This window comes from Spirulina major PCC 6313 (assembly GCF_001890765.1).
Lineage (GTDB): Bacteria > Cyanobacteriota > Cyanobacteriia > Cyanobacteriales > Spirulinaceae > Spirulina > Spirulina major.
Genome location: NZ_KV878783.1, coordinates 3,304,739 through 3,326,819, shown reverse-complemented (window position 1 = coordinate 3,326,819; position 22,081 = coordinate 3,304,739). Strand labels below are relative to the sequence as shown.

Sequence of the window (22,081 nt, the reverse complement as noted above, 5' to 3'; positions counted from 1 at the left end):
CCAATCTTCAGCGTCCACCCGGATGAACATTGGAACTACTTTATTTAACTTTACTGATTCCTACTGATGTAAATTCAGTTAGTACCATGGTCTTTAAGCTCAAGCAACTTAGCCTCCTTGTGTGGCACTACCTCAATCAACCCTTGTTTGATTCTTCGGCGCGGACTGCCTTTGGTATCAGTCGTTTTCTGTATATTTATCGACTGCAAACGTTGGAACGATGTTGGCAAAAGGACTGTGCTCAACAGGGACAGCATCACCACTGAATCCGCTCGTTTCAGCCTTGATCTTGATGATTTTGCGTGGCATTTTAATCAATCACGCTGAGGGTTGGGCCGGAAAAAACCATCCTGTTTTGTCTTGGGGAGGTTGGTCTGGTGCGATGGCTGTCTCAATCACGATCACTTTGATTTTGTGATGAATAATTTAAATTCCTCATGTTTGTTATTGACAGTTTAAATTTCTCATGGGTCTAACTCCCCCCATTTTGATGGGTATTGTGGGGACGGGCTATGTGGCGAAGCGGCGGGTTGAGGCGATCGCATCGGATGATCGCGCCACCTTCGCTGCGATCGCCAGCGCCTCCCCCGAACGGATGCGGGCCATCGATCCAGACTGCCAAGCCACCCATTACACCGATTGGCAGGATCTGATCACCCATCCCGGTCTTCACGTGGTCATTGTAGCGACGCGCAATCAAGATCACGACACCATCACCCGCAGGGCACTCGCAGCGGGAAAACATGTGGTCTGTGAATATCCCCTGAGTTTTCATCCGGCAGTGGCGGCGGAGTTGTTGGCGATCGCCGCCCAACAGGATCGACTGCTGCATATCGAACATATTGAACTCTTGGGCGGTCTACACCTCGCCATGCGTGACCATTGCCCCGCCCTCGGCACAACCCACTACGCCCGCTACGTCACCCTCAACCCCCAAACGCCCCACGCCGGACGCTGGAGCTACAACCACGACCAGTTTGGGTTTCCGTTAGTGGCTGCCCTCTCGCGGATTCATCGCCTCACGGATCTCTTTGGCACGGTGGCAACGGTCAGTTGTCAGACGCGCTATTGGGCTAGCGATTCGCCCTCGGAATACACCGCTTGTCTTTGTATGGCCCAGTTAACCTTTCACAGTGGCTTACTTGCCACCGTCACCTATGGCAAAGGCGATGCGTTCACCTACCCGATGCGCGTCTTTGAACTCCATGGCGATCGCGGCACACTCTTGTTCGATCATGATCGCGGCACCTTGATTCAGGGCGCGGCCCAGACCTCCCTTGATTTAGGCAGTCGGCGGGGGTTATTTCAACAGGACACCCGCGCCGTGGTGGACTCCCTCTGTGACGGTCGCCCCCTCTACGTCCAGCCCAGTGCAAGCCTCTATGCCCTGCGGGTGGCGGCGGCAGCGCAACAGGCCGCCCGTCTAGGGAAAACGGTGGCAGTGGAGACCGTCTAAGGGGGGCGAGATCGGGTTTAGGATGGGGCGTATTTTTCCCAGATCGGTAAGTCTTCGGGATAGTCCACATCCGCTAAGGTGGGCAGGATGGCGCAGGTTTTTCCCTGGGCAGCGATCGCCTGCTGTGACTGGGCCAACACCCGATCCGTCCCCCAATCAATCCCCGTAAACAGAGCCGGCAGCGGCTCCGTTAACCCCACCAAATAATAGCCCCCATCCTGGGCGGGCCCCAACACCACCGGATGGGTCTGAAGCTGTTCAAAGGCCGCCGTCAAAATTGCCGAGGTGAGATCTGGGCAATCAATACCGATGATCACCGTGCGATCGCTTCCTGCTTGGCAACTGTGGGCGATCGCCGCCACCATCCGCTGCCCCAAATCCCCCGCCGTTTGGGGCGAATACTGCCAATGATCCCCCAACCACGCCCGCATCTGGTCAGTGGTTGCCCCCGTAAACGCCACCACCCCATCCACCGATCGCACCCGCTGCAAAGCCCGCACCTGCCGGAGCGTGTGTTCCGTCATCCGGCGCTGAAGTTCAGCCGCCCCAGCCGCACCAAGGCGCGAAATGAGGCGGGTTTTCGTGCGTCCGGGTTCTGGATAGCGACTGAAAATAATTAACTGTTCCATGGAGTTAGATGCAGGGGTAAGCGCACTTCAAAGGTCGTGCCTTGGTCGATCGCACTTTGAAATGCGATCGTGCCGCCGTGTAATTCCACCGCTTGCTTCACAATTGAAAGGCCCAACCCCGTCCCTTTAATATCCCTAACATTGTGCGATCGGTGGAAACATTCAAACAAACGTGGCTGATCCGATTCTGGAATCCCAATCCCTTGATCCTGCACCCCAAACCACAGGCTCTCCCCCTCCACCGCGACCCGAAAATCCACCACACCCCCCTGAGGTGAATATTTCACCGCATTGGTAATTAAGTTCACCAACATCTGGCGCAATAGTTTTTCATCCAGGGCATAGGTAGGCGCAAGGGGGGATTGAAGGTGGAGGGTGATGGCGTGGCGATCGCCGGCTAAAAACTGCAATTCTTCCGTCAACTCCTGACAAAAATTCCCCAAATCCAACGGCCGCGGCTGAAACTCCAGTTTCCCCGTATCGGCTTTCCCCAGCACTAAAATATCTTCGAGCAGATCATTCATCTGTGTTGTACATTGCCGAATCCGCTTGAGATGCGTCATCCGCTTTTCCAGAGTCCAATTATCCGCAAATTCTTCGAGCAATTCCACCGACATCAAAATACTGGATAGGGGATTTTTGAACTCGTGGGATGTCATCGCAATAAAGCGAGACTTGAGATCATTTAATTCTTTTTCCTGGGCTAGAGCTTGATTGATTTTTTGCTCTGTTTTTTTGCGAGCCGTGATGTCACGACCAATATAGATAAAAATGGGTAAATCATTCTCTTTTGAATGGACAAATGAACAGGAGAACGACACAATAATACTGTTTTCCTGTTTGGTATGGCACGTCACTTCGTAATTCTCTAAGGTGGGATTTTTGAGGATTGATTCAGGGGAAATTGAGGCGGGGATTTGGTTTTGAAATAAGGTGGCTAACGGTTGATTTTTTAACTCTGCTTCACCATAGCCGAAGAGGGTGAGAGCGGCGGCATTAATGGTTTTCAAATCCCCTGAAGCATTGATGGTAAACAGTGCATCGCCCATTGATGAAATAATGCGACGATTATAATTTTCGGACAATTGCAGCGCATTTAACAGTAGTTCTGTTTCATTCACCCGCTGCACTAAGGCTTGGCGTAACAGAGCCGTTTCCGTGACATCTTCGATGAAAATAATTAGATGTTGCTCATCTAATCGTTGCAGATTCAAGGTGAGATAAATGCCGGAATCGGGTTGCTGGGAGGAATAGTGAATGACCTCTTGAAGGGTGAAGCCGGGTTGTTGATTGGCTAAAATACGTTGGGTAATCTGTTCGATGCCCACTAGTTCTTGAAAAGCATTGCGCACATCATCGTTGATGTTGAGGTTTGCGTGACAATGGCTCACGGTATGAGATGCAAGGTGAGTGAGCCTAAAGTTCGCGTCAATAATAATGTATTCAATAAAACTCGGAAGATTCAGAGTCTGTAGCGGAGGAGTCATACCATTAAATATTGAACTAAAACTCTAGGACATTAAGGCACCATTTTTTGAGCGATCGCATTAAAGATTGTGTCTACATTTTCGCCTGTTTTTGCTGACGTGAAATACGCTCCCACTGTGGTTGTAAAGGTTGAGTGAATCGATTCTTTGAGGTATGACTGTTCGTCACTGTCGAGGAGATCAATTTTATTGAGGGCGATCGCAATCGATCCCTGGGGATTAATACCGAGAAACAGTTGAATATGGTTTTGGATGTTATCAATGGTTTCTTGGCGGGTTACATCGGCAACCACCAAGATACTTTCGGAGCCGTGGAGGTAGGAGGGGGTAATAGCTTTGAATTTGGTCTGTCCTTCAAGATCCCAGATCAGGAGTTTGAGGGTATCAAGATTACGATCTAGATCAGGAGTGAGGGGAATGACTTTGCGGGAAATTTTCACGCCCACCGTCGAGAGGTAGCGATCGCTAAATTCCCGCTCGACAAACCGCCGAATCAAGCTCGTTTTCCCCACCCCAAAGTCACCCACCATACAAATTTTCTTAGAAATAGTACCCATGACACTGTTCAGACTTTAGTTTAGTTAACCACTTCAAAGCGCACGCACCGACTTAACCATAGTGCATCGGCATTGCTCACTTGGGGAGGGGGATCGATCATCCCCACCGTCTCTAGCTGGGATAGCGGAATCCCTTCTTGACTCAACACCGCTTGCACCGCAGCCGCTCGCTGGGGTGCGAGTTGTTGATTAATTTGCTCGGTTCCGCTGCGATCGGTATGGCCAATGATGCGGAGTTTCACCGTCGGATTGTCGCGCAGGTAGCGAATCAGGGGCGTGAGTTTTTGGCTATATTCTTGGGGGCTAATATCGACACCGTTGGGGGTGAAATAGACCCGTTGGGCTAGGGGTGATCCTTGATTATCGAGGGACAACACCACAGACTGCACCCCCGGAATCCGGCGTAAACTTTCGGTGAGTTGAGCGGTTTGGTCGGCACTGAGGGCGCTGCCTTGGACGAGGAGTTGCTGGAGATCGGGGTCGTAGGTGCTGGTAATGGGGGTGGCGAGGACTTGGGCGAGGCCTTGGGTGAGGCGTTGGGCTTCGGCTGCGATCGCCTCTGGCTCCGGGGGAGCATCCACGGCGCTCACCTGATTATCGACGGTGAAATCCGGAGCTAGTTGACGGGTAATGTCAGCAGCCTGTTGTTGTAACACCAGACTGGGAACCTGTCCTGTTAACGTGATGGTCTGATTCTCAACAACCGGCTGAATCCGGTACAGCGCCAAGCTAGGGGTTGATACAAAGGTGTCGCGCAGTTGTGCCGTCAACTGGTGCGCCTGCCACCATTGATATTTCATCACCCCCAAGGGAATCCCCACCGCCACCAAGACAAACCCCAATGTCAGCACCAACCCCCACGGCAGAGGGCGACGCTCGACCGGTGAGCGTTCGATCTGCTGGGGAGCATTAAGGAGGTCATGGAGGAGTTCTGGGATCGACTCCGGTACGCTGTTGGGATTGCCGTCAAACTGTTCGATCGCATCCCCGTAGCCATGATTGAGAATAATCGCGCTCATGGTTTGGCGTAGTTTGATCGAAAAGATCGCCGGTGGGTCGCCTTGGGTCACCGCCGCCAGGTAACAGTAGCCCGCCACTTCCATAATGATTTGAAAATCTTCGTAGTCGATTTGCGTCAGTTCCGATTGATGGCGGGGATCGGTGGAACATTCCCCGGCAAAGCTACGAATTGCCGTGAGCATCCCCGCTAGCATATCGGCTTCGAGGGCTGCTGTTCCCGATTGCTGCACTTCGGCGATCACGAGTCCGGAGTCTTTGTGAATCAGAAACACCGCTTGGACATTAAAGGGCATCGCATCCCGGAGGATTTGTTCAGCGTCGGAAATCCCCCGGAGGCGCAGGGACAGATGATTCATCAAGCCGGTGAGGCTGAACGTTTGTTCAACCCGGTGATTGATTTGGCTGACCACTTCCCCCATGTATTTGGAAATCGTGTTGCCAATGACGGGGTAGAGTGCATCAACCATTGAGTCCCGATCAAGGCGGATTTGGGCGGTGATCGCTTTACCCATGGCGGGGGCGATCGCTTGCACCACTTCATGAGGGGCATCCCCCATTTGTTTGGAAATCGCGCCGGGAATGGCGGCGGCGAGGGCTTTACTGAGGGCGGTGCGATCGCGCTGGCTTTGGGTCGCTAAGACCTGATCGATGATGGTGGCCAGGGCGGGTACAATTTCGTCCGGGGATTGGGCGATTTTCTGTTGCAGGAGGGTCGCAAAAATTGGATAGATAACCTGCCCCATGACGCGCGGATCGCGACACCGATGTTCGAGGCGACGCAGTTGGCGCGAGAGTTCGTCTTGGGTCTCTGCTGGGGTATCGGTGGCATTCTGTTGATCAATGGCCAGGAGATCCAGCAGGAGCAACCGGAGCCGCTCACTGGTCTCATCGGAGATGGGGCCCTGTCTGTTGGGTTGGGACGAGTGAAAGAGTGCCCCAGCATCCGCAAGGGGGCGATCGCGATCTGGATGCTGGGGCAGATCATGTTCTGTTAAAAACTGGAATAATTCCCCAAGTGAAGCATCAGCTTGGGGAAGAGGGGATGGCATTGAGGGTGTTTGGGAATCAGGGTTGGGACGAGAAATCGGATCTTCTGAGGGAAAAGGCATAGCTGCCCTTACTCAACGACAGGGGTGTAATCATGCACGGTTCGTGATCGTACTATCTATACTGAACCATTGTGCCAAATTCAGGGTAACTATTCTGACTGACACAGTCTGTTCAGGACAGAATCACAACGGTCTCGGATTCAGTCAATGCTGAACAGCGATCGCACCACACTAACGCGATCCTCCCATGCTTGAGGAGCCTGCACCCACCCCAGCCGCATTTTAACCCTTCGCCCCGGTCATGATCATTGGGTTATTCTGCACTACGATTCTCCAATAGTCTTCAACAAAAGACCTAGTTTCGCAAGACAGCAAAACCTGTAAATAGCTGAGTCGTAACCCCCTCGCATGATGTCACACTCACCGTCTTCGCTCTTATCCTTGGGTCATCCCAGAAGACTGGGATGTTTGTGATGGTGATTGTTCCTCTTCCGGCAAGAGAAAATCAGTTTGGAGATGATTTTCCATCGCTTCTTTAAGATCCGGGACAAATTCAGTGCCTTTGACCTTAATACAGAGTTCAAACAACACTTCAGCGAGATCAACGCGGGAGACCTTGGCATCCCGGAGGGTCGAGAAGCATTTTTCGAGTTCCTCGAAAATCTTCGCTTTCAGGGTTTGGGTTTCAAGCTGGAACTGTTCTTGAGTTTGGTTGAGTTCTTCTCGCAGACTCGATGTTTTGGTGCTGAAGGTTTTATTGAGAGTTTCGAGGATTGTATAGTTTTTTTGGTTCGATTGTTCGAGCTTTTGCCATAATTTTGTGGTTTCATCATGGGTGGTCAAACTTAAGTATTTCAGCTTCTTTTCCAGGGAATCTGCGATACTTTTTAGTTCACCGGTTAACGAGTTTTGCATCTGATCAAACCGATTGTGCATTTCTTGGCGCATTTCGGCTGATTCTGCTTCGAGTTTTTCAATGCGTTGTTCGTAATTTCGCAGTTGGGTCCCAAACAGAATATCTCTAATTTGGTCAACATTTCCTAGGCGATCGCGCATATCCTGTTGATTCATTTCAGCCATCACTACTCCTCATGCAATATAGGCAGGGCATTGAGTTTAGTCCACCCTTGATGATATTAAGTTATCTTACTGCGTTGTCGATCGCTCTAAGATTGAACAAACTGCCCCAAACTTGGGGAAAGAGCGGTGCGAGCGGCAACGTACCCCATGATAGAGCAGAACTTCAAGCATCGAGGATATCTCAACGTGTCTATATTTTTCCAATCCCTAGGGCGATCGCTCATTGACATCATACGATCAGCCTTGATTGTACTCTTTACGGTTCTCTGTTTTATCGGACTGCCGGCCACAGCAGCGGCGAGTATTGATAATGATCGCTACGACGGGAATATTTTCGTCCTCTATGCCGGCAATGGCTCCCTCGTGCCCGTCCATGAAACCCTCGCCCAAGCCCAGGGCCAGGAACGTCCGACGATGCTGACATTTTACGTGGACGATAGCAGCGACTGTAAGCAGTTTGCGATCGTGGTCTCCCGCTTGCAAGAGTTTTATGGCCGTCGCGCCTCCTTTTTACCCATCAGCGTCGATGAAATCAACCCCAGTGAATCCTTCGGCCCCTTAGATGCCGGATACTACTACGATCAACAGGGTGTCCCCCAAACGGTGATTTTGGATGGGGAGGGAACGGTGCGGTTCAATGCAACCGGTGTGGTTCCCTACGAAGCGATGGATCGGGTGTTCCGCGAAATCTTTGATTTGCCGGTTCAAGTCGAGAAAGATTTTGAGCGTCGTTCCTATAACGAATTCAATACGGAACTCGCCCGCTAGGGTGATGACTCTCGTTGCGAAAAGCCACCGAGGTTAATACTTCGGTGGCTTTTTTGCTTGGGGGCGATCGCTCAATGTTCACAGACAGCAGCAAGGGGTATGTCTATCTATACCCCTGATACCGAAATTCTGGATGGTGAAGCGCTTGAGAGCGGTTGATGTTAGCTAAACCGCTTTTTGCGCCGACGCGCGATCGCTTTGCGCTTTTTCTTTTCTTGTGGCGTTTCAAAATGGCGCAGACGTTTCATATCTGCAAAAATTCCAGCTTTGGATACTTCTCTGCGAAACCGTCGTAATGCAGATTCAATGCCTTCATTTTCTCCAACTGTCACCTGAGTCATCCTTTGTCCTCCTACGGGTTTAACTACCACTTTATAACCAAAAAGACCTCCTTGCCAACGAGGGGCACGAACCTTTTGATCCCCTTAATCTCAACCCTCCAGGTTTGATGGGATTAATGTCGGCACGGCCACGCTACCATAAGGCATCACAACTCCGTTGGGAACTGCCGATCCTGTTCCGTCGAGGAGGCTGTGTTTGTTATGGTTAATGAGATGACGCTAGTGTGATCGCACCTTTAAAACCGATGCTTAACCCCCTCCACCGCTCCGCCCTGCTCCTGTCCACCGCCCTCCTCACCCTGGGCAGTGGCTGCCTTCTGCCCGCCCTCAGCCAAGTTGAACCCGAAACCGGCGAATTCCAAACCAACGAACGCGACACCCTCTTTGAAGGCGGTCTCAACCCCTTTGACCTCATCCATCGGGCGCGGCAAATGAACAACACCTTTGACCCCGAACTCCAAAACGAAAGCCTCAACGAAGCCAGCCAAGACTTTCGCCGCCGCCAACTCGAAGCCATCCAACGCCAACAGGAACAGCAAAACCAAGCCGCTGAAACCGAAACCCCCGAATCCGTCCAACCGGAATAATGGGAGCATTGCGATTCATCCCGACAAAAAAGAGAGCGTGTCCTATGAACACGCTCTCTTTTTTAGTGGCCAGTTGACCCGATCGCGCCTTAACCCAGGCTGGCTAGCACGTCTTGGGCGTGGGTTTCGGTTTTCACCGCCGCATCCACTTGGGCGATCGTCCCTTCGGCATCAATAACATAGGTGACACGCTTGGCGTAGCCGCCGCCGTCCACATCGTACGCCGTGGTGAGCGCACCCTCTACATCCGTGAGGAGGGTAAACGGCAGACCATATTTTTCTTTGAACTGCTGATGGGAGGCTTGATCATCACGACTCACCCCCAAGACCACCATGTCTTTGTCTTGATACGCTGCAAAATTATCCCGAAAACTTTGGGCTTGCTTGGTGCAGCCGGGCGTATCGTCTTTAGGATAGAAGTAAAGAACGACAATTTTGCCGGCAAAGTCACTGAGGGAAACGGTGTTCCCTTGATCATCGGTGGTGGTGAAAGCGGGCGCTTTCGTTCCTACGGTTAAAGTCATAACGTTGATGTCGTGGTTAGGTTGCCATGATTGTCTTCTAGTTTGGATTTTACAATATTTATAGAATTGCTTCATCGCCCTTTTGCTAGGGCCTCATGATCTATCCTGAACGTCTAGCCGTTTGCAAGCACCATGACCTCTTCTTCCTCCATTCGCTATTCTGCCCGCATTTGCGATCGCGCCGCCCGCGCCCTGCGTTGCTCCCCCTTTACCCTCGCGCTGCTGCTCGCGATTCGCACCACGAGCGTCGCCCTTGATGCCCTAGCGGGAACAGCGGGCGTTACCCAGGCCTATACCCGCACCCCCCTGACGGAATGGCAGGCCGAAAGTCAGATGATGTGGTTGATTCAGGTGGGGCTGGTGCGTCGTGAAGTGGATGGCCAGGGCATCACCGATAGTTTTCGCCTCACGCCGTTGGGCTGGCAATTAACCCAAGCCTGGTCAGATTCCGCCCAAGGCATCCCCCCGGCCACCTGGGGCGATCGCTTCCTCAACTGGATACACCGCTGGTTCCGTCTCCCCCTCTAAAACCATTCATGAAAGCGATTATGGTCGTCGGCACGACCTCCCATGCCGGAAAATCGATGCTCGCCACCGCCCTCTGTCGGATTCTCAACCGCCAGAATTGTCGCGTTACCCCCTTCAAAGGCCAAAACATGGCTCTGAACGCCTACGTCACCCCCTCCGGCGGCGAAATTGGCTATGCCCAAGCGGTACAAGCTTGGGCAGCGGGGGTCAAACCCTGGGTCGAAATGAACCCGATCCTGCTCAAGCCCCAAGGCGACAGCACCTCTCAGGTGATTATTCGCGGCCAGGCGGTGGGAACGACCACGGCGGCCAACTATTACGAGCAGTATTTTGATCGGGGCTGGCAGGCGATTACGGAATCCCTGCACAGTCTAGCGTCGGAATTTGATGTGATCGTGTGCGAGGGGGCGGGCAGTCCGGCGGAAATTAACCTCAAACACCGCGACCTCACTAATATGCGGGTGGCGAAATACCTCAACGCGGCTACGGTTTTGATTGTGGATATCGATCGCGGCGGGTCCTTTGCCCATGTGGTGGGGACGTTAGCCCTCCTTGACCCGGATGAGCGATCGCTGATTAAAGGGATTGTGATCAATAAATTTCGGGGGCAGTTGTCAATCTTGCAGCCGGGGATTGACTGGCTGGAGAATTACACCGGGATTCCGGTGCTGGGGGTGATCCCCTGGAGTAATCAACTGTTTCCGGCGGAGGATTCCTTGAGTTTGTTGGATCGGCGATCGCATAAAACCCAACAGGAAGCCACGATCAGCATCATCCGCCTCCCCCACATTGCCAACTTCACCGACTTTGACCCCCTCGAAGCCGAACCAACGGTGGGGGTGAAATATGTCAATCTCGACGGGGAACTGGGCTACCCTGATGCGGTGATCCTGCCCGGCTCGAAAACCACCTTGAGTGATCTCAACGCCCTCCACAGCAGCGGCATGGCGAAAAAAATTCAAGACTATGTGGCCGCCGGGGGGACGGTGTTTGGGATTTGTGGCGGCTTTCAAATGTTGGGCGATCGCATCGCCGATCCCCACGGCCTTGAAGGCGAAGCCGGCGAACAAACCGGCCTCCAACTCCTCCCGATCCAAACCACGATCACCCGCGACAAAATCGTCCAGCAGCGCACCTGCTTTTCCAATTATCCCCACGCCGGTCTTCCCATCGAAGGCTACGAAATCCACCAGGGCCAAACCCAACGGCTCCACCGCCGCCGTGATGCTGCCGATCAACCCCAAGCCCTCTTTGATGACGACAGCCTCGGCCTCGTCGATCCCAGTCAATCGATCTGGGGGTGCTATCTCCACGGCATTTTTGATAATGGCCCCTGGCGGCGCACCTGGATTAACCACCTGCGCCAACGGCGGGGCCTGCTCTCACTCCCCACCGGGGTGTCCAACTACCGAGAACAGCGGGAAATCATGCTCAACGGCCTCGCCACCCTCGTGGAAGATCATCTCAACCTCCAGCCCCTTTTGTCCTAATTGTGGCCGGAATCGGATGGAGAAAAACGCTATGGTTAGATGCGATCGCCCCACTTACGGCTCTCCCCCTAGTCCTGACCTCAAGCAAAATGTCACACTGAAGAAGCTTGATTTTGAATGAACACCTGGAGGTTGCATGAGCTACGACTATGATTTATTCGTGATTGGTGGCGGTTCTGGAGGCATTGCCACCGCACGACGGGCCGCCGAATATGGCGCGAAGGTTGGTGTGGCTGAAGTGGGACGCTTAGGCGGAACCTGCGTCAATCGAGGCTGTGTCCCGAAAAAGTTAATGGTCTATTCGTCCCATTTTCCCGGCTTGATTGAAGATAGCCGAGGCTATGGTTGGACCGTGTCGGATGGTCAATTTGATTGGCCGACGTTAATGAATGCGGTTAATGGTGAGGTGGGCCGCCTCAACGGGATTTATCAACGGATGCTGGATAATTCCCAAGTGGAATTGTTGCCCCATTATGCGAAGTTTGTCGATTCCCATACGTTGATGGTGGGGGAGAAGACAGTGACGGCGGATAAAATCCTGATCGCGGTGGGGGGAAAACCCGTCAAACCCAGTTCGATCGCGGGGATTGAGCACACCATTACCTCGGATGAAATTTTCCACCTCCCGGAACAGCCGCAACGCTTGATGATTCTAGGTGGGGGTTATATTGGCTGCGAATTTGCCTGTATTTTGAATGGGCTGGGGTCGGAGGTGACCCAGGTGATTCGGGGCGATCATATTCTTCGGGGCTTCGATGATGACATTCGTGCCATGGTGCAGGAGTCGATGCAAGCCCATGGAGTGAAGCTCCTCACCCAGACTGAACCGGTGGCCATTGCCCCTGGTGAAGATGGCTTAACGGTTACCCTCAAGGGCCCTGAAGGGGAAGAAACCGTCGTTGCCGATGCCGTGGGCTTGGCCGCTACGGGTCGCCGTCCCAATTTGGATAATTTGGGGTTGGAAAATACGAAAGTGGAAGTGGTGAATGGTGCGATCGCAGTGGATCAATACAGCCAAACCGCTGAAGACCACATCTACGCCGTCGGCGACTGTACCGACAACATCAACCTCACCCCCGTTGCCATCCAAGAGGGGCGCAGCTTTGCCGATACCGTCTTCGGCGGTCAATCGAAGCTGATGAGCTACGAAAATGTGCCCACTGCAATTTTCACCACCCCCGAAGCTGCCACCGTGGGCCTCACGGAAGCGGAAGCGCGGGAAAAATACGGCGATGCGGTCAAGGTCTATCGCAGCAAGTTTCGCCCCATGTACTATGTGCTGCCGGGGAAAGAGGAGAAAACCCTGATGAAGTTAATTGTGGATACCAACACGGACAAGGTGTTAGGGGCGCACATGGTCGGGGACGATGCGGCGGAAATTATCCAAGGGGTGGCGATCGCCCTCAAAACCGGAGCCACCAAAGCCGATTTTGATGCCACCGTCGGCATTCACCCCAGTTCCGGCGAAGAATTCGTCACGATGCGCTAGCCGGTTGCACACCGCAATCATTTGCCCTCATCCCCAGCCCTTCTCCTGGCAGGAGAAGGGAGCCATTAGCCCTCGCCTACGGGCTACTACTGATACATAACGTTCAAGTATTGACCAAACCTGCGATCGATCCCCCCTAACCCCCCTTAAAAAAGAGGGAACCGGAAAAAGTCCCCCTTTTCAAGGGGAATTGAGGGGGATCATAGGAGTTTAGGTACTTGAGATTATGTATAAGCAGTAGCTCCTACGGGTGAGGGATTGTGGGGTAGGCGGTTACATCTCAGCCCCTGCCTACACCTGACAAGTAATTGCGAATTTGAGGGAACTTGGCACGGGGCGATCGAGTCCTACGGTCAGTAAGTAACAGGTCTCGATATCCCAATTCGACAGTTCAACACTCAAATAGCCCGCCGTCGTCCGTTGCGCCGTAATCGACTCTTGCGCCGTCGTTAGGGCGAGGGTTCCAGCGCCGGGCAATTGCACCCGCGCTCGCAGTGGGGTCTGACTCATCCAGTCGCCCCCCCGCGCTGTCTCCGGGTCATAATTGATCGCTAACCGAATGATCCCCGCGTTGGTCATCCACAGGCGTTCCACCTGGGGCTGACTGGGGGACAAAGTGACGGCCAGCAGGTCGAGCACTTGTTTTGCGACGAGCAGCGCAATCACCATCTGCTGTTCCACGGAAGCTTCGTAGTAGTCCGTCGGCAGAATGGCCGCGAGGCGATCGCGTTGATGCTGTTGCTCTGCCGCCGAAAAGCGCGTCGGACAAAGACTCGGTGATAAGCGAATCCGTCCCATCACCTCATTCAGGGTTTGGGCATAGTCCGGAAATAACGGTTGCACCGCATTCACCATCTTGGCCGCTTGGGGACGAATCGATCCCACCACCTGATTACAGGTTTCGAGTAGCTGTGCCAAGACCAGCGGCGGCAAGGCAACGGGTAAAACATCCGCTAGATGGGGTAACCAAATGCGTTGTGCCGTCGATAGACTTTGGGTCGTATCGTCGCTGTAGTCTAACGTACAGCGATCGGCACTGCTTTCCCACGGAAAGCGGGGCGGATTATGTTGAATCTCAGTGTACAGTCGTTGTTTTAGCAAAGTTTGAAAACGTTTTTGCACGGTTGAAAAGTCTCCCAGCGGGAAAGGTTGAGGGGTTTGAGCAGATTCACCACCATCAGAAGAAGCCAAATCCCACTCAGGGTCATCCCAGGTCAACGAGTCACTCCAGAGAGCATCCTCGCTTAGGGGGGTGAGGTCAGAGTCAGGCATGGCAACATCGCTACCCTGGTTGAGAGAAAAGTGTTGCTGTTTGGACTGTTGTTGAAAACTGGCAAGCAGTTCGTGATACAACCCATCCAAATTGTTGTTCATGTTACTATTCATTTGGAGATGCCCCTGATCAGGATACTGAGCGGTTCCGAATATCCCACGCCATTTCCAGCAGTTTAAACCACTGTTTTTCAGTTTGTGTCACCGTTAAGGACAATTGAGTTGCGATCGCTGCCGCATCCAGTCCGTCCTGTTTGAGTTTTAACAACTGTTGCTGCTGTTCGGTCAGTTGATGATAGAAATTGTGCCATTCTTGCGGTGTCAGCCCTAAATTATGGTCTAAATCCGCCCCTAGCCATTGATGCACCAACTCCCACCGATGGGATAACGCAAACCGAATTAAGTGATATTTGAATCGCTGTTGGAGATAGTCCCGCTGGCGAGGCGTGACTTCTAAAATAGCCTCGATTTCTTGTGCCGAAAGATCCCGCAGCCGCAGGATAAAGTAGTCTGCACAATCCACCTGGTTCCGATCTTCAAAATAGCGCAAGAGTTCGTCAATCACAGTGTCGTGGAGGCTGCCTTCCGGCGTGGATTGCTGTCCATCACTCAAGATCAGACGAAGTTGCTGCACGAGGGGATCGCCATGGTCGCGATCGCTCCCCCCATAGCCCCCTTCCGCCGCACTGTCCATATCCACCGACGCTTCCGGCGGTTGTTTTTGCGAAAAGGTTTGGGCGCGGAGAATGATCAACTGTTGCGATCGCCGTCTAGGTAGGGGAATCCGCCGCTTCGCATAGCGTTCGCAAAACGCCATATATTCCGCCAGTTGAAGGAGCGATCGCGGCGTATAGGTCGCCGGTAACTCCGTCTCCCGCCGAAACAAATTCAACGCTTCGAGATAAAACCCCTGCAAAAAATCCTCAATCAACGCCACCCGCCCCTGATAACTACTCGACCCCTGGGGCGGCAAAATGTAGCGATACACAATCGAACTCAGCAAACTTTGTAACTGCACCCGCCCCCGCTTCGACCCCAGCTTGTAATATCGCAAGCATTGTTTTAAGCGATGCTGCGCCAACGTCCGCGCCCAACTTTCCACCTCACCAGAAGTCTGAATCCGCTGACTTTCCTGGCAAATCCGCCCAACCTCCGTCGCTAAACGCTGCGCAACGTCCCAACAGTGGCTTTTCGTAGCCTTAGTCTGGTGGTGAAGATCTTGATAAAGCGATTGGATAATAAATTCCACGTCGGGATCACTCAATATAGGGATTGGTCACACAGGACGCGATCGCTGCGTCTTCCTGATTTAAAGAGTCGTGATGCCCCTGTTTGGTTTCCCATACCCTTAAAATACGAGGAAATTCCCCGGTTGTCAGTCGGAAAACACCGGAAAATTGCCCGATATTATACGGAATCATCTATGGATATTGAGCCACAACTTCAGCAACTCCTCCGCAACGCCCCCCAGGATGGCAAAACCCCTCAACTCTTGACCCAAGCCGTAATTCCAGTGCTCCGCGCCTACGCCCGCCAAATGAAATATCCCAACTACTACGTGGTGCAAAACCAGCAAAAGCGTTGGGTGCTCACCACTCTCAGCAATCGGGCCGAACCAGATTTAGAAAAAAAAGTTGTCTACGCCTTCGCCTCCCCCCAAGACGCGATGCTCTTTAATGGCCGCGCCGAAGCTGATTTGCGCCCCGTCTCCCTCCCCGTCACCCATGTTTTGTTTCAACTCTTCGCCCTCAAAACTGTAGACAGCCTCGTCTTCTTTGAAAAATCCGGCGATTTCTCCGCCGGCAAAGAAATCAAACGCACCGAACTCGAAAGCCTCGTCCAACAACAATTCCTCAAAACCAAAGCCTCCCCCCCCGCCGATTTCGCCTAGTGATCGATGGGAACAGGCGAAACCCTGATCCCGCAGCATTGAGTAATTTTGATTGAGTCTATTCGGTACATTTGCGATGCTATGTCAATCTGATGCTGATCAAAAACAATCTGTATTTGCAATGCTGAAACAAGCGCCACTGACCACTAGATTTGAAACGGCTGGTGCAGTAGATGATTATCTCGAACGCGAGCGAAATTCATGGGACAGTCTCGATTCAGAATGAGATAAATGATTGATTCATTGGACGTTTAGAGTTATACCATCGAAAAGCGATCGCCCGCCTGCACGCGCATCCCGTTGGCAAAATCCCAGCCCGATTGCACTCGTTTTCCGGCGGGTTGGAGTTCGCGCAGCAGGAGTAAACCCGACCCGGTTTGCACCACGGGGCCGTATTTTTTAATCACCTTCACCACCGTACCGGGGGCACTGGGGGGGAGGTCTTGGATTTGGGCTTGGAGGGGCTGGAATTCTGGGGGCAGGTGTTCACAAGCGTCAGGAAGCAGGGGGACGGTGGCGAGGATTTTGAGGGGGGTGTTCCGAAACGGGGTGACACAATTGGGATAGAAGCCGCGAATTTGGTTGTGGAGGGCGATCGCGCTGCCGGCCCAATCCAGTTGAAAATCGGCTTTTTTGAGCAGAGGGGCGTAGGTGGCGAGGGTGTCATCTTGGGGGATGGGGGCGATCGCGCCCGTGGCTAATCCGGGTAGCGTCTTGACCAGGAGATCGGCGCAATCGTCAGCCAGGGTGGCCATCATCGTTTGGGCATTGTCCAGCAGACCGATAGGAACCTGGGAGGTGAGTAACATCGGCCCGGTATCCATGCCCGCATCCATTAACATCGTCGTCATCCCCGTCACGGTTTCCCCATTACAGATCGACCATTGGATCGGAGCTGCCCCCCGATAGGCGGGCAGGAGTGAACCGTGACCATTGACACAACCCAAACGGGGCATCTTCAGGATTTCCGTTGAGAGGATTTGGCCGTAGGCGACTACCACAAAGGCATCGGCGTTGAGGCTGCGGAGGTGATCGAGGGTGGGGGCATCTTTTTTGATCCGGCGGGGTTGCCAAACGGGGAGAGCGGCAGCTTCGGCGGCGGCTTTGACAGGGGAGGGGATGAGGCGTTTACCGCGCCCTCTGGGTTTGTCGGGCTGGGTGACGACGGCGGCCACGTCAAAATCCGGATCGGCGATGAGGCGCTTGAGGCTGGGGACGGCGAATTCAGGTGTGCCGAAAAAGACGAGTTTGAGCATGATGATGGCGAAATGGGCTAATCAATGGCGATTTCAAGACGGCGGTTTTGTTGGGCTTCGCGATCGCTGCTGGGGTCGGGGGTGATGGGGTAGCGATCGCCGTAGCCGATGGCGACCCAACGGGCGGACACTTCTTGTTTGAGGTAGGTTTCCACGGTTTGCGCCAGTTGATAGGACAGTTCACGGTTGCGGGTGGGGTCGCTGTGGTGATTGGTATGGACGGCAATGCGGATGGTTTGGCCACTGTAGGCGGTGAGATCACTGACGATCGCATCCAAAATGGTGGTTCCAGAATCGGAAATCGTATTGGCCTCGTTAAAAAGGAGGTCATTGGGGAGGGTGATTTGGAGGCGTTGGCCAGGAAGGTTGGCGGTTTGGGATAAGGGGGGGGTGGCCTGGGCTTGGACGGTTTCCTGCAACTGAGCGATGCGATCGCGCAAGGGTGCTTCCGTGGGGGAGAGTCCCAATTGACTTTCGAGAATGGTAATGCGATCGCGCAGTTGTTGCCATTGCGCATCAACTCGCTCAATTTCGGTGCTGAGGGGTTGGGACAGTGCCGTGGTTTGGCTGGAGGCAACGGGAGCGGGGCGTTGGATTACGTCCCACAGTTGAGCGAGGAACGGTTGAGACGCGGGAACATTGGGTTCACGGTTGAGGGCGATCGCCACCCCCAACGCCATCGCCAAGGTACTGCCAAACCCCAGCAGCATGAAGCGCAATGTGCCATCCCAAAGCCAACCCGGCCATGAACGCGCCGGGGGTTGAGTAGGTAAATAGTTGTGACGGTTCTTGCTCTGATCCGTAGGCTGTATCACATCCAAGTTTGAGCCGAAAGAGTCCAGATTCCATCCTACACCGTCTCTCCTTTGACTTTTGAATCCCCACAGACCTATGATCACCCCATGTCTTAATTCTCCTGCACCCTATCTTGACAGTGAAAGCCGTCTTACCCCCCGCCTGGTGCTACCCTCAGCCCACGCTTTTTCTCTCCATCCCCACTTCAGCCACGACGGTAGACTCAACTCCATCCTCCCTGACACGGGGAGAACCCGGCACGGTATTCACCCCCGATGCCAATAGTGATCCCCTCAATAGTCCTTACCCGATCCCCTGGACTTGGATTCTCAACACCCATGCGGAACTGCGCCAACTGTCCCATGCGGACATCCGCTACTATCGCAGCCCCGCCATTGTCTCCCCGGATGGTGCGTATATCACCTACAGCCGTATTCAGATGAGCATCGACGATCGCTTCTTCCGCAGCACGATCAGCAGCGTCATGTTTCTCGAAACGGTCAAAACGGGAGAATTACAAACCATCACCGCCTCGTCTCCCCTCGCCATTGACCTCGATGGCCATGATGCGACCGGCACAGGGCCATCGGGGGTGGCTTCGCTCCTCATCCCGGTGTCGTGGTCAGAATCAGGCGATCGCCTCCTCGCCCGCCAATTTGAAGGCCTCCTCAGTACCTCTATTGCTTCGGACTACGCCGTCATTTGGGAGCGCGACAGCCAACGCACCACCACCCTGTCCCCCCGTGGCATTGACTATTCCAACGCGGTGTTGTTGGGGTGGAGTCATCTCAATCCCCATGCCGTGTTGTTCCGGGCTGGAGTGCTAGGGGATGACCCATGGCTGCTCTGGAGTGTGACCGAAGCCGAAACCAAACTAGCCGCCGGGGATCAACCCACCGTCTACGGTCAAACCCAGCAACCCCTCTGGTCTGGCGCTCAGGTCAACTAGTTGAGGTCATCGCCAGACGCACTAGCCAGTTGTTCGAGGCGCTCCTGTTGGTCTTGGGAGATACAGGCTTGGATGACGAGATCAATGTCTCCATCGAGGGCATTGGCGAGGCTGAAATTCTGGCCGAGGCGATGATCGGTGATCCGGTTGTCTTTGTAGTTGTAGGTGCGGATTTTTTCCGATCGCGCCCCTGTGCCAACTTGCGATCGCCGCAAGGAAGTCACCGCCTCCTGCTGCTCGCGGAGCTTCATCTCATACAGTTTCGCCCGCAAAATTTGCAGCGCCCGTTCGCGGTTCTGGAGTTGCGATCGCTCCTCCGTACAAAACACCCGAATCCCCGTCGGTTTATGGATCAAGTCCACCGCCGTCTCCACCTTATTCACATTTTGGCCCCCAGCCCCGCCCGATCGCGCCGTGGAAATATCCAAATCCTTTGGATCAATGGCCACCTCCACCTCATCCACCTCCGGCATCACCGCCACCGTCGCCGTCGAAGTATGAACTCGTCCCCCTGCTTCGGTCACCGGCACGCGCTGCACCCGATGCACCCCCGCCTCAAACTTCAACTGACTATAAACCCGCACCCCTTGAATTTCTAAAACCGCCTCTTTAAAACCCCCCATATCCGCCAGCGATTCACTCACCAGAGCCACTTTCCAGCCCTGGGTATCGGCATAGCGCGAATACATCCGCAACAAATCCCCCGCCCAAATACTGGCTTCATCTCCCCCAGTCCCCGCTCGAATTTCCAGCATGATATTTTTCTCATCATTCGGGTCACTGGGCAGGAGTAACACCTTGAGTTGATTTTCCAGGGTTTCAATCTGCTCTTCTAGTTCTCGCACTTCAAGCTGCGCCATTTCCTGCATCTCAACATCCCCCTGAGACTCTTTCAAAATCTCCCGCGCCCCTTTCAATTCGAGAGTCGCTTTTTGCCACGCCTCATAGGCAATTACGGTTTCTTCTAGGGAGGCGCGGGCTTTGGCGACCCGTTGCAGTTCATCCGGATTTGTCACCACATCAGGGTCAGCCAAACGGAGGGAAAGCTCTTGAAACGTTTGCTCAACCGATTTTAATTTATCGAGTAAATAGGCTTCTGCCATGGTGCTATCTCCGGACAACTCTAACTTTTGAATCGTAACGCTCAACGACGGGGAAACGAATACCAAATCCATACTCCATATCCCAAACCTAAACTATGCAGTTTGCGAGTCCGGATCTGATATGAGTGAGCCAGAGGCTCACCCTTCCCTGATCTAATCCTATGTAGTGCGAGCTTCTAGCTCGCTTATTAGTGATATGAGTGAGCCAGAGGCTCACCCTCCCCTAATCTGATCCCATGTAGTGCGAGCTTCTAGCTCGCTTATTAGTGATGTGAGTGAGCCAGAGGCTCACACTCCCCTAATCTGTAAATCCCATGTAGTGCGAGCTTCTAGCTCGCTTATTAGTGATATGAGTGAGCCAGAGGCTCACCCTTCCCTAATCTGATCCCATGTAGTGCGAGTTTCTAGCTCGCTTATTAGTGATGTGAGTGAGCCAGAGGCTCACACTCCCCTAATCTGTAAATCCTCTGTAGTGCGAGCTTCTAGCTCGCTGCCTTCTAGCTCGCTGCCTTCTAGCTCGCTGCCTTCTAGCTTCGCTATTTTGGGGCCTACCGTTCAGATTTGGGCTTAAACCTCTGAGATACAACGAACCCAGCAGAATTTCTGCTGGGTTTGTCAACTATTGCGCAGGGCTATTTCGTTTCGGTATCGGTCTCAGTTTCGGTGGTCGTGGTGTCGAGCATCCCATATTTCCGCATAAACCGATCGACCCGACCTTCGGTGTCAATGATTTTTTGCGTTCCGGTGTAAAAGGGATGATTTCCCGACCAAATTTCAACGTTGATTTCGGGCTGGGTGGAACCGACGGTCATCACAACTTCACCGTTGCAAATCACTTTAGCGTCGGGATACCACTCCGGATGAATCTCAGGTTTGGGCATGATTGACGAGTCCTATCTAACTGTACCAAGGCAATAACGGATAGATTACCGTTTCGAGAACTGAGGTGCTTTACGGGCTTTTTTCAAGCCGTATTTTTTCCGCTCTTTGGCTCTGGGGTCACGGGTTAAGTACCCTTCGGATTTGAGGGGTTGGCGATTGTCGGGGTCGAGTTTGCACAGGGCACGGGCGACACCGAGTTTAACCGCATCGGATTGACCGGTGAGACCGCCACCATGGGCCCGGACTAGGATGTCGTATTCTGCCTCTAAGCCCAGGGTTTCAAGGGGGGCTTTGACGCTGGCGAGATAACTGGGGTTGTAGTTGAAGTAGTTATCGCCAGGGCGGTCGTTGACTTTGATTTGGCCGGTGCCGGGAACGAGGCGGACACGGGCAACGGAGCTTTTCCGGCGGCCAGTGCCCCAATAGACGGCGCGATCGCTGTTGTCTTGCATAATCTAATAGATCCTAAGCGTGGGTTTTGATGGTGAGGGTTTCCGGTTGTTGGGCTTGATGCTGGTGATTCGGCCCAGCATAGACTTTTAAGTTGGTGAACAACTTCCGTCCCAAGGCATTCTTGGGCAGCATGCCTTTCACCGCCTGCTCGACGATTCGTTCCGGAATCCGAGCTTGGAGGTGGTCGAAGGTTTCGGTCTTCATCCCCCCCGGACGACCGGAGTGGCGACGATAAAGCTTCTGAGAGCCTTTATTACCCGTGACTGCCACTTTTTCAGCGTTGACAACAATCACATAGTCCCCGGTATCCATGTGGGGGGTGAAGTAGGTTTTATTTTTACCGCGCAGAACATTGGCAATCTCGGTCGCGAGACGACCTAAACGTTGATCGGCTGCGTCAACGACATACCATTTTTTTTCAACAGTAGCCGGGGTAGGTAAAACAGTTTTTTCCATAATGAGGGATGCAAATCCA

General features: G+C 53.4%; 24 protein-coding genes. 9 read left to right on the top strand and 15 right to left on the bottom strand.

All coding sequences use genetic code 11. The features are described 5' to 3' along the window. Positions 1-86: 86 nt before the first annotated feature. Entirely contained in the window at positions 87-266 is a 180-nt protein-coding gene (locus SPI6313_RS14655) for a hypothetical protein (protein WP_072621671.1), read from the top strand. 200 nt (positions 267-466) lie between these two features. Then, entirely contained in the window at positions 467-1,456 is a 990-nt protein-coding gene (locus tag SPI6313_RS14650; RefSeq protein ID WP_072621670.1) for a Gfo/Idh/MocA family protein, read from the top strand. A 17-nt stretch (positions 1,457-1,473) separates the two neighbouring features. Here SPI6313_RS14650 and SPI6313_RS14645 read toward each other — a convergent pair whose 3' ends face one another. The 5 genes from SPI6313_RS14645 to SPI6313_RS14625 form a co-directional block, all read right to left on the bottom strand. Next, the gene (locus SPI6313_RS14645; RefSeq protein ID WP_072621669.1) at positions 1,474-2,085 is read right to left on the bottom strand and encodes a TIGR04282 family arsenosugar biosynthesis glycosyltransferase; all 612 of its coding nucleotides are present in this window, start codon (positions 2,083-2,085) and stop codon (positions 1,474-1,476) included. Continuing rightward, positions 2,073-3,476, bottom strand: a complete 1,404-nt coding sequence (locus SPI6313_RS14640) for a PAS domain-containing sensor histidine kinase (protein WP_175551149.1) — start codon at positions 3,474-3,476, stop codon at positions 2,073-2,075. The genes SPI6313_RS14645 and SPI6313_RS14640 overlap by 13 nt, the downstream gene beginning before the upstream one ends. Before the next feature lie 128 nt (positions 3,477-3,604). Then, positions 3,605-4,129 (bottom strand): Rab family GTPase, encoded by a 525-nt coding sequence (locus tag SPI6313_RS14635; protein WP_072621667.1) that lies wholly within the window; start codon positions 4,127-4,129, stop codon positions 3,605-3,607. Positions 4,130-4,149: 20 nt separating this feature from the next. Continuing rightward, on the bottom strand, positions 4,150-6,198 hold the full coding sequence (locus SPI6313_RS14630; RefSeq protein ID WP_217650616.1) for an OmpA family protein: 2,049 nt from the start codon (positions 6,196-6,198) through the stop codon (positions 4,150-4,152). 435 nt (positions 6,199-6,633) lie between these two features. Beyond that, entirely contained in the window at positions 6,634-7,278 is a 645-nt protein-coding gene (locus tag SPI6313_RS14625) for a hypothetical protein (RefSeq protein ID WP_072621665.1), read from the bottom strand. Between the two features lie 243 nt (positions 7,279-7,521). Between SPI6313_RS14625 and SPI6313_RS14620 the strand changes: the two genes are divergently transcribed. Beyond that, positions 7,522-8,046 carry a thylakoid membrane photosystem I accumulation factor gene (locus SPI6313_RS14620; protein ID WP_175551148.1) on the top strand — a complete coding sequence of 175 codons (525 nt, stop codon included), beginning with the start codon at positions 7,522-7,524 and terminating at the stop codon, positions 8,044-8,046. Between the two features lie 161 nt (positions 8,047-8,207). On the opposite strand, the gene rpsU is transcribed toward SPI6313_RS14620, so the two are convergent. After that, positions 8,208-8,387, bottom strand: coding sequence for a 30S ribosomal protein S21 (gene rpsU, locus SPI6313_RS14615; protein ID WP_072621663.1), 180 nt, complete (start codon positions 8,385-8,387; stop codon positions 8,208-8,210). Between the two features lie 245 nt (positions 8,388-8,632). Between rpsU and SPI6313_RS14610 the strand changes: the two genes are divergently transcribed. Continuing rightward, positions 8,633-8,974 (top strand): hypothetical protein, encoded by a 342-nt coding sequence (locus SPI6313_RS14610; RefSeq protein WP_072621662.1) that lies wholly within the window; start codon positions 8,633-8,635, stop codon positions 8,972-8,974. Between the two features lie 89 nt (positions 8,975-9,063). Here SPI6313_RS14610 and SPI6313_RS14605 read toward each other — a convergent pair whose 3' ends face one another. After that, the gene (locus tag SPI6313_RS14605; RefSeq protein ID WP_072621661.1) at positions 9,064-9,498 is read right to left on the bottom strand and encodes a peroxiredoxin; all 435 of its coding nucleotides are present in this window, start codon (positions 9,496-9,498) and stop codon (positions 9,064-9,066) included. Between the two features lie 132 nt (positions 9,499-9,630). On the opposite strand from SPI6313_RS14605, the gene SPI6313_RS14600 reads away from it, so the two are divergent. From SPI6313_RS14600 to gor, 3 genes are all read left to right on the top strand, one after another. After that, complete coding sequence (locus tag SPI6313_RS14600; RefSeq protein ID WP_072621660.1) at positions 9,631-10,026, top strand: Npun_F0494 family protein; 396 nt, start codon at positions 9,631-9,633, stop codon at positions 10,024-10,026. Positions 10,027-10,034: 8 nt separating this feature from the next. Continuing rightward, positions 10,035-11,516 (top strand): cobyric acid synthase CobQ, encoded by a 1,482-nt coding sequence (gene cobQ, locus SPI6313_RS14595; RefSeq protein WP_072621659.1) that lies wholly within the window; start codon positions 10,035-10,037, stop codon positions 11,514-11,516. A 136-nt stretch (positions 11,517-11,652) separates the two neighbouring features. Beyond that, complete coding sequence (gene gor, locus SPI6313_RS14590) at positions 11,653-13,005, top strand: glutathione-disulfide reductase (protein WP_072621658.1); 1,353 nt, start codon at positions 11,653-11,655, stop codon at positions 13,003-13,005. A 291-nt stretch (positions 13,006-13,296) separates the two neighbouring features. Here gor and SPI6313_RS14585 read toward each other — a convergent pair whose 3' ends face one another. Next, a complete protein-coding gene (locus tag SPI6313_RS14585) occupies positions 13,297-14,391 on the bottom strand; it encodes a hypothetical protein (protein ID WP_139276652.1) in 1,095 nt (364 codons plus the stop codon). A 16-nt stretch (positions 14,392-14,407) separates the two neighbouring features. Continuing rightward, on the bottom strand, positions 14,408-15,526 hold the full coding sequence (gene hetZ, locus SPI6313_RS14580) for a heterocyst differentiation protein HetZ (protein ID WP_175551147.1): 1,119 nt from the start codon (positions 15,524-15,526) through the stop codon (positions 14,408-14,410). Positions 15,527-15,700: 174 nt separating this feature from the next. Between hetZ and SPI6313_RS14575 the strand changes: the two genes are divergently transcribed. After that, complete coding sequence (locus SPI6313_RS14575; protein ID WP_072621655.1) at positions 15,701-16,168, top strand: hypothetical protein; 468 nt, start codon at positions 15,701-15,703, stop codon at positions 16,166-16,168. A gap of 257 nt (positions 16,169-16,425) precedes the next feature. On the opposite strand, the gene fmt is transcribed toward SPI6313_RS14575, so the two are convergent. Both fmt and SPI6313_RS14565 read right to left on the bottom strand, forming a co-directional pair. Next, positions 16,426-17,424: a methionyl-tRNA formyltransferase gene (fmt, locus tag SPI6313_RS14570; RefSeq protein ID WP_072621654.1), complete on the bottom strand. Its 999-nt coding sequence runs from the start codon at positions 17,422-17,424 to the stop codon at positions 16,426-16,428. A gap of 17 nt (positions 17,425-17,441) precedes the next feature. After that, positions 17,442-18,239: an OmpA family protein gene (locus SPI6313_RS14565; RefSeq protein WP_139276650.1), complete on the bottom strand. Its 798-nt coding sequence runs from the start codon at positions 18,237-18,239 to the stop codon at positions 17,442-17,444. A gap of 119 nt (positions 18,240-18,358) precedes the next feature. Between SPI6313_RS14565 and SPI6313_RS14560 the strand changes: the two genes are divergently transcribed. Continuing rightward, positions 18,359-19,168, top strand: coding sequence for a hypothetical protein (locus SPI6313_RS14560; RefSeq protein WP_245789003.1), 810 nt, complete (start codon positions 18,359-18,361; stop codon positions 19,166-19,168). On the opposite strand, the gene prfA is transcribed toward SPI6313_RS14560, so the two are convergent. The 4 genes from prfA to rplM form a co-directional block, all read right to left on the bottom strand. Then, complete coding sequence (gene prfA, locus SPI6313_RS14555) at positions 19,165-20,271, bottom strand: peptide chain release factor 1 (protein ID WP_072621651.1); 1,107 nt, start codon at positions 20,269-20,271, stop codon at positions 19,165-19,167. The genes SPI6313_RS14560 and prfA overlap by 4 nt on opposite strands. A 632-nt stretch (positions 20,272-20,903) precedes the next feature. Further along, entirely contained in the window at positions 20,904-21,152 is a 249-nt protein-coding gene (gene rpmE, locus SPI6313_RS14550) for a 50S ribosomal protein L31 (RefSeq protein WP_072621650.1), read from the bottom strand. A 45-nt stretch (positions 21,153-21,197) separates the two neighbouring features. Further along, positions 21,198-21,605, bottom strand: a complete 408-nt coding sequence (gene rpsI / locus SPI6313_RS14545) for a 30S ribosomal protein S9 (RefSeq protein ID WP_072621649.1) — start codon at positions 21,603-21,605, stop codon at positions 21,198-21,200. Positions 21,606-21,618: 13 nt separating this feature from the next. Further along, a complete protein-coding gene (gene rplM / locus SPI6313_RS14540; RefSeq protein WP_072621648.1) occupies positions 21,619-22,062 on the bottom strand; it encodes a 50S ribosomal protein L13 in 444 nt (147 codons plus the stop codon). Positions 22,063-22,081 lie beyond the last annotated feature (19 nt).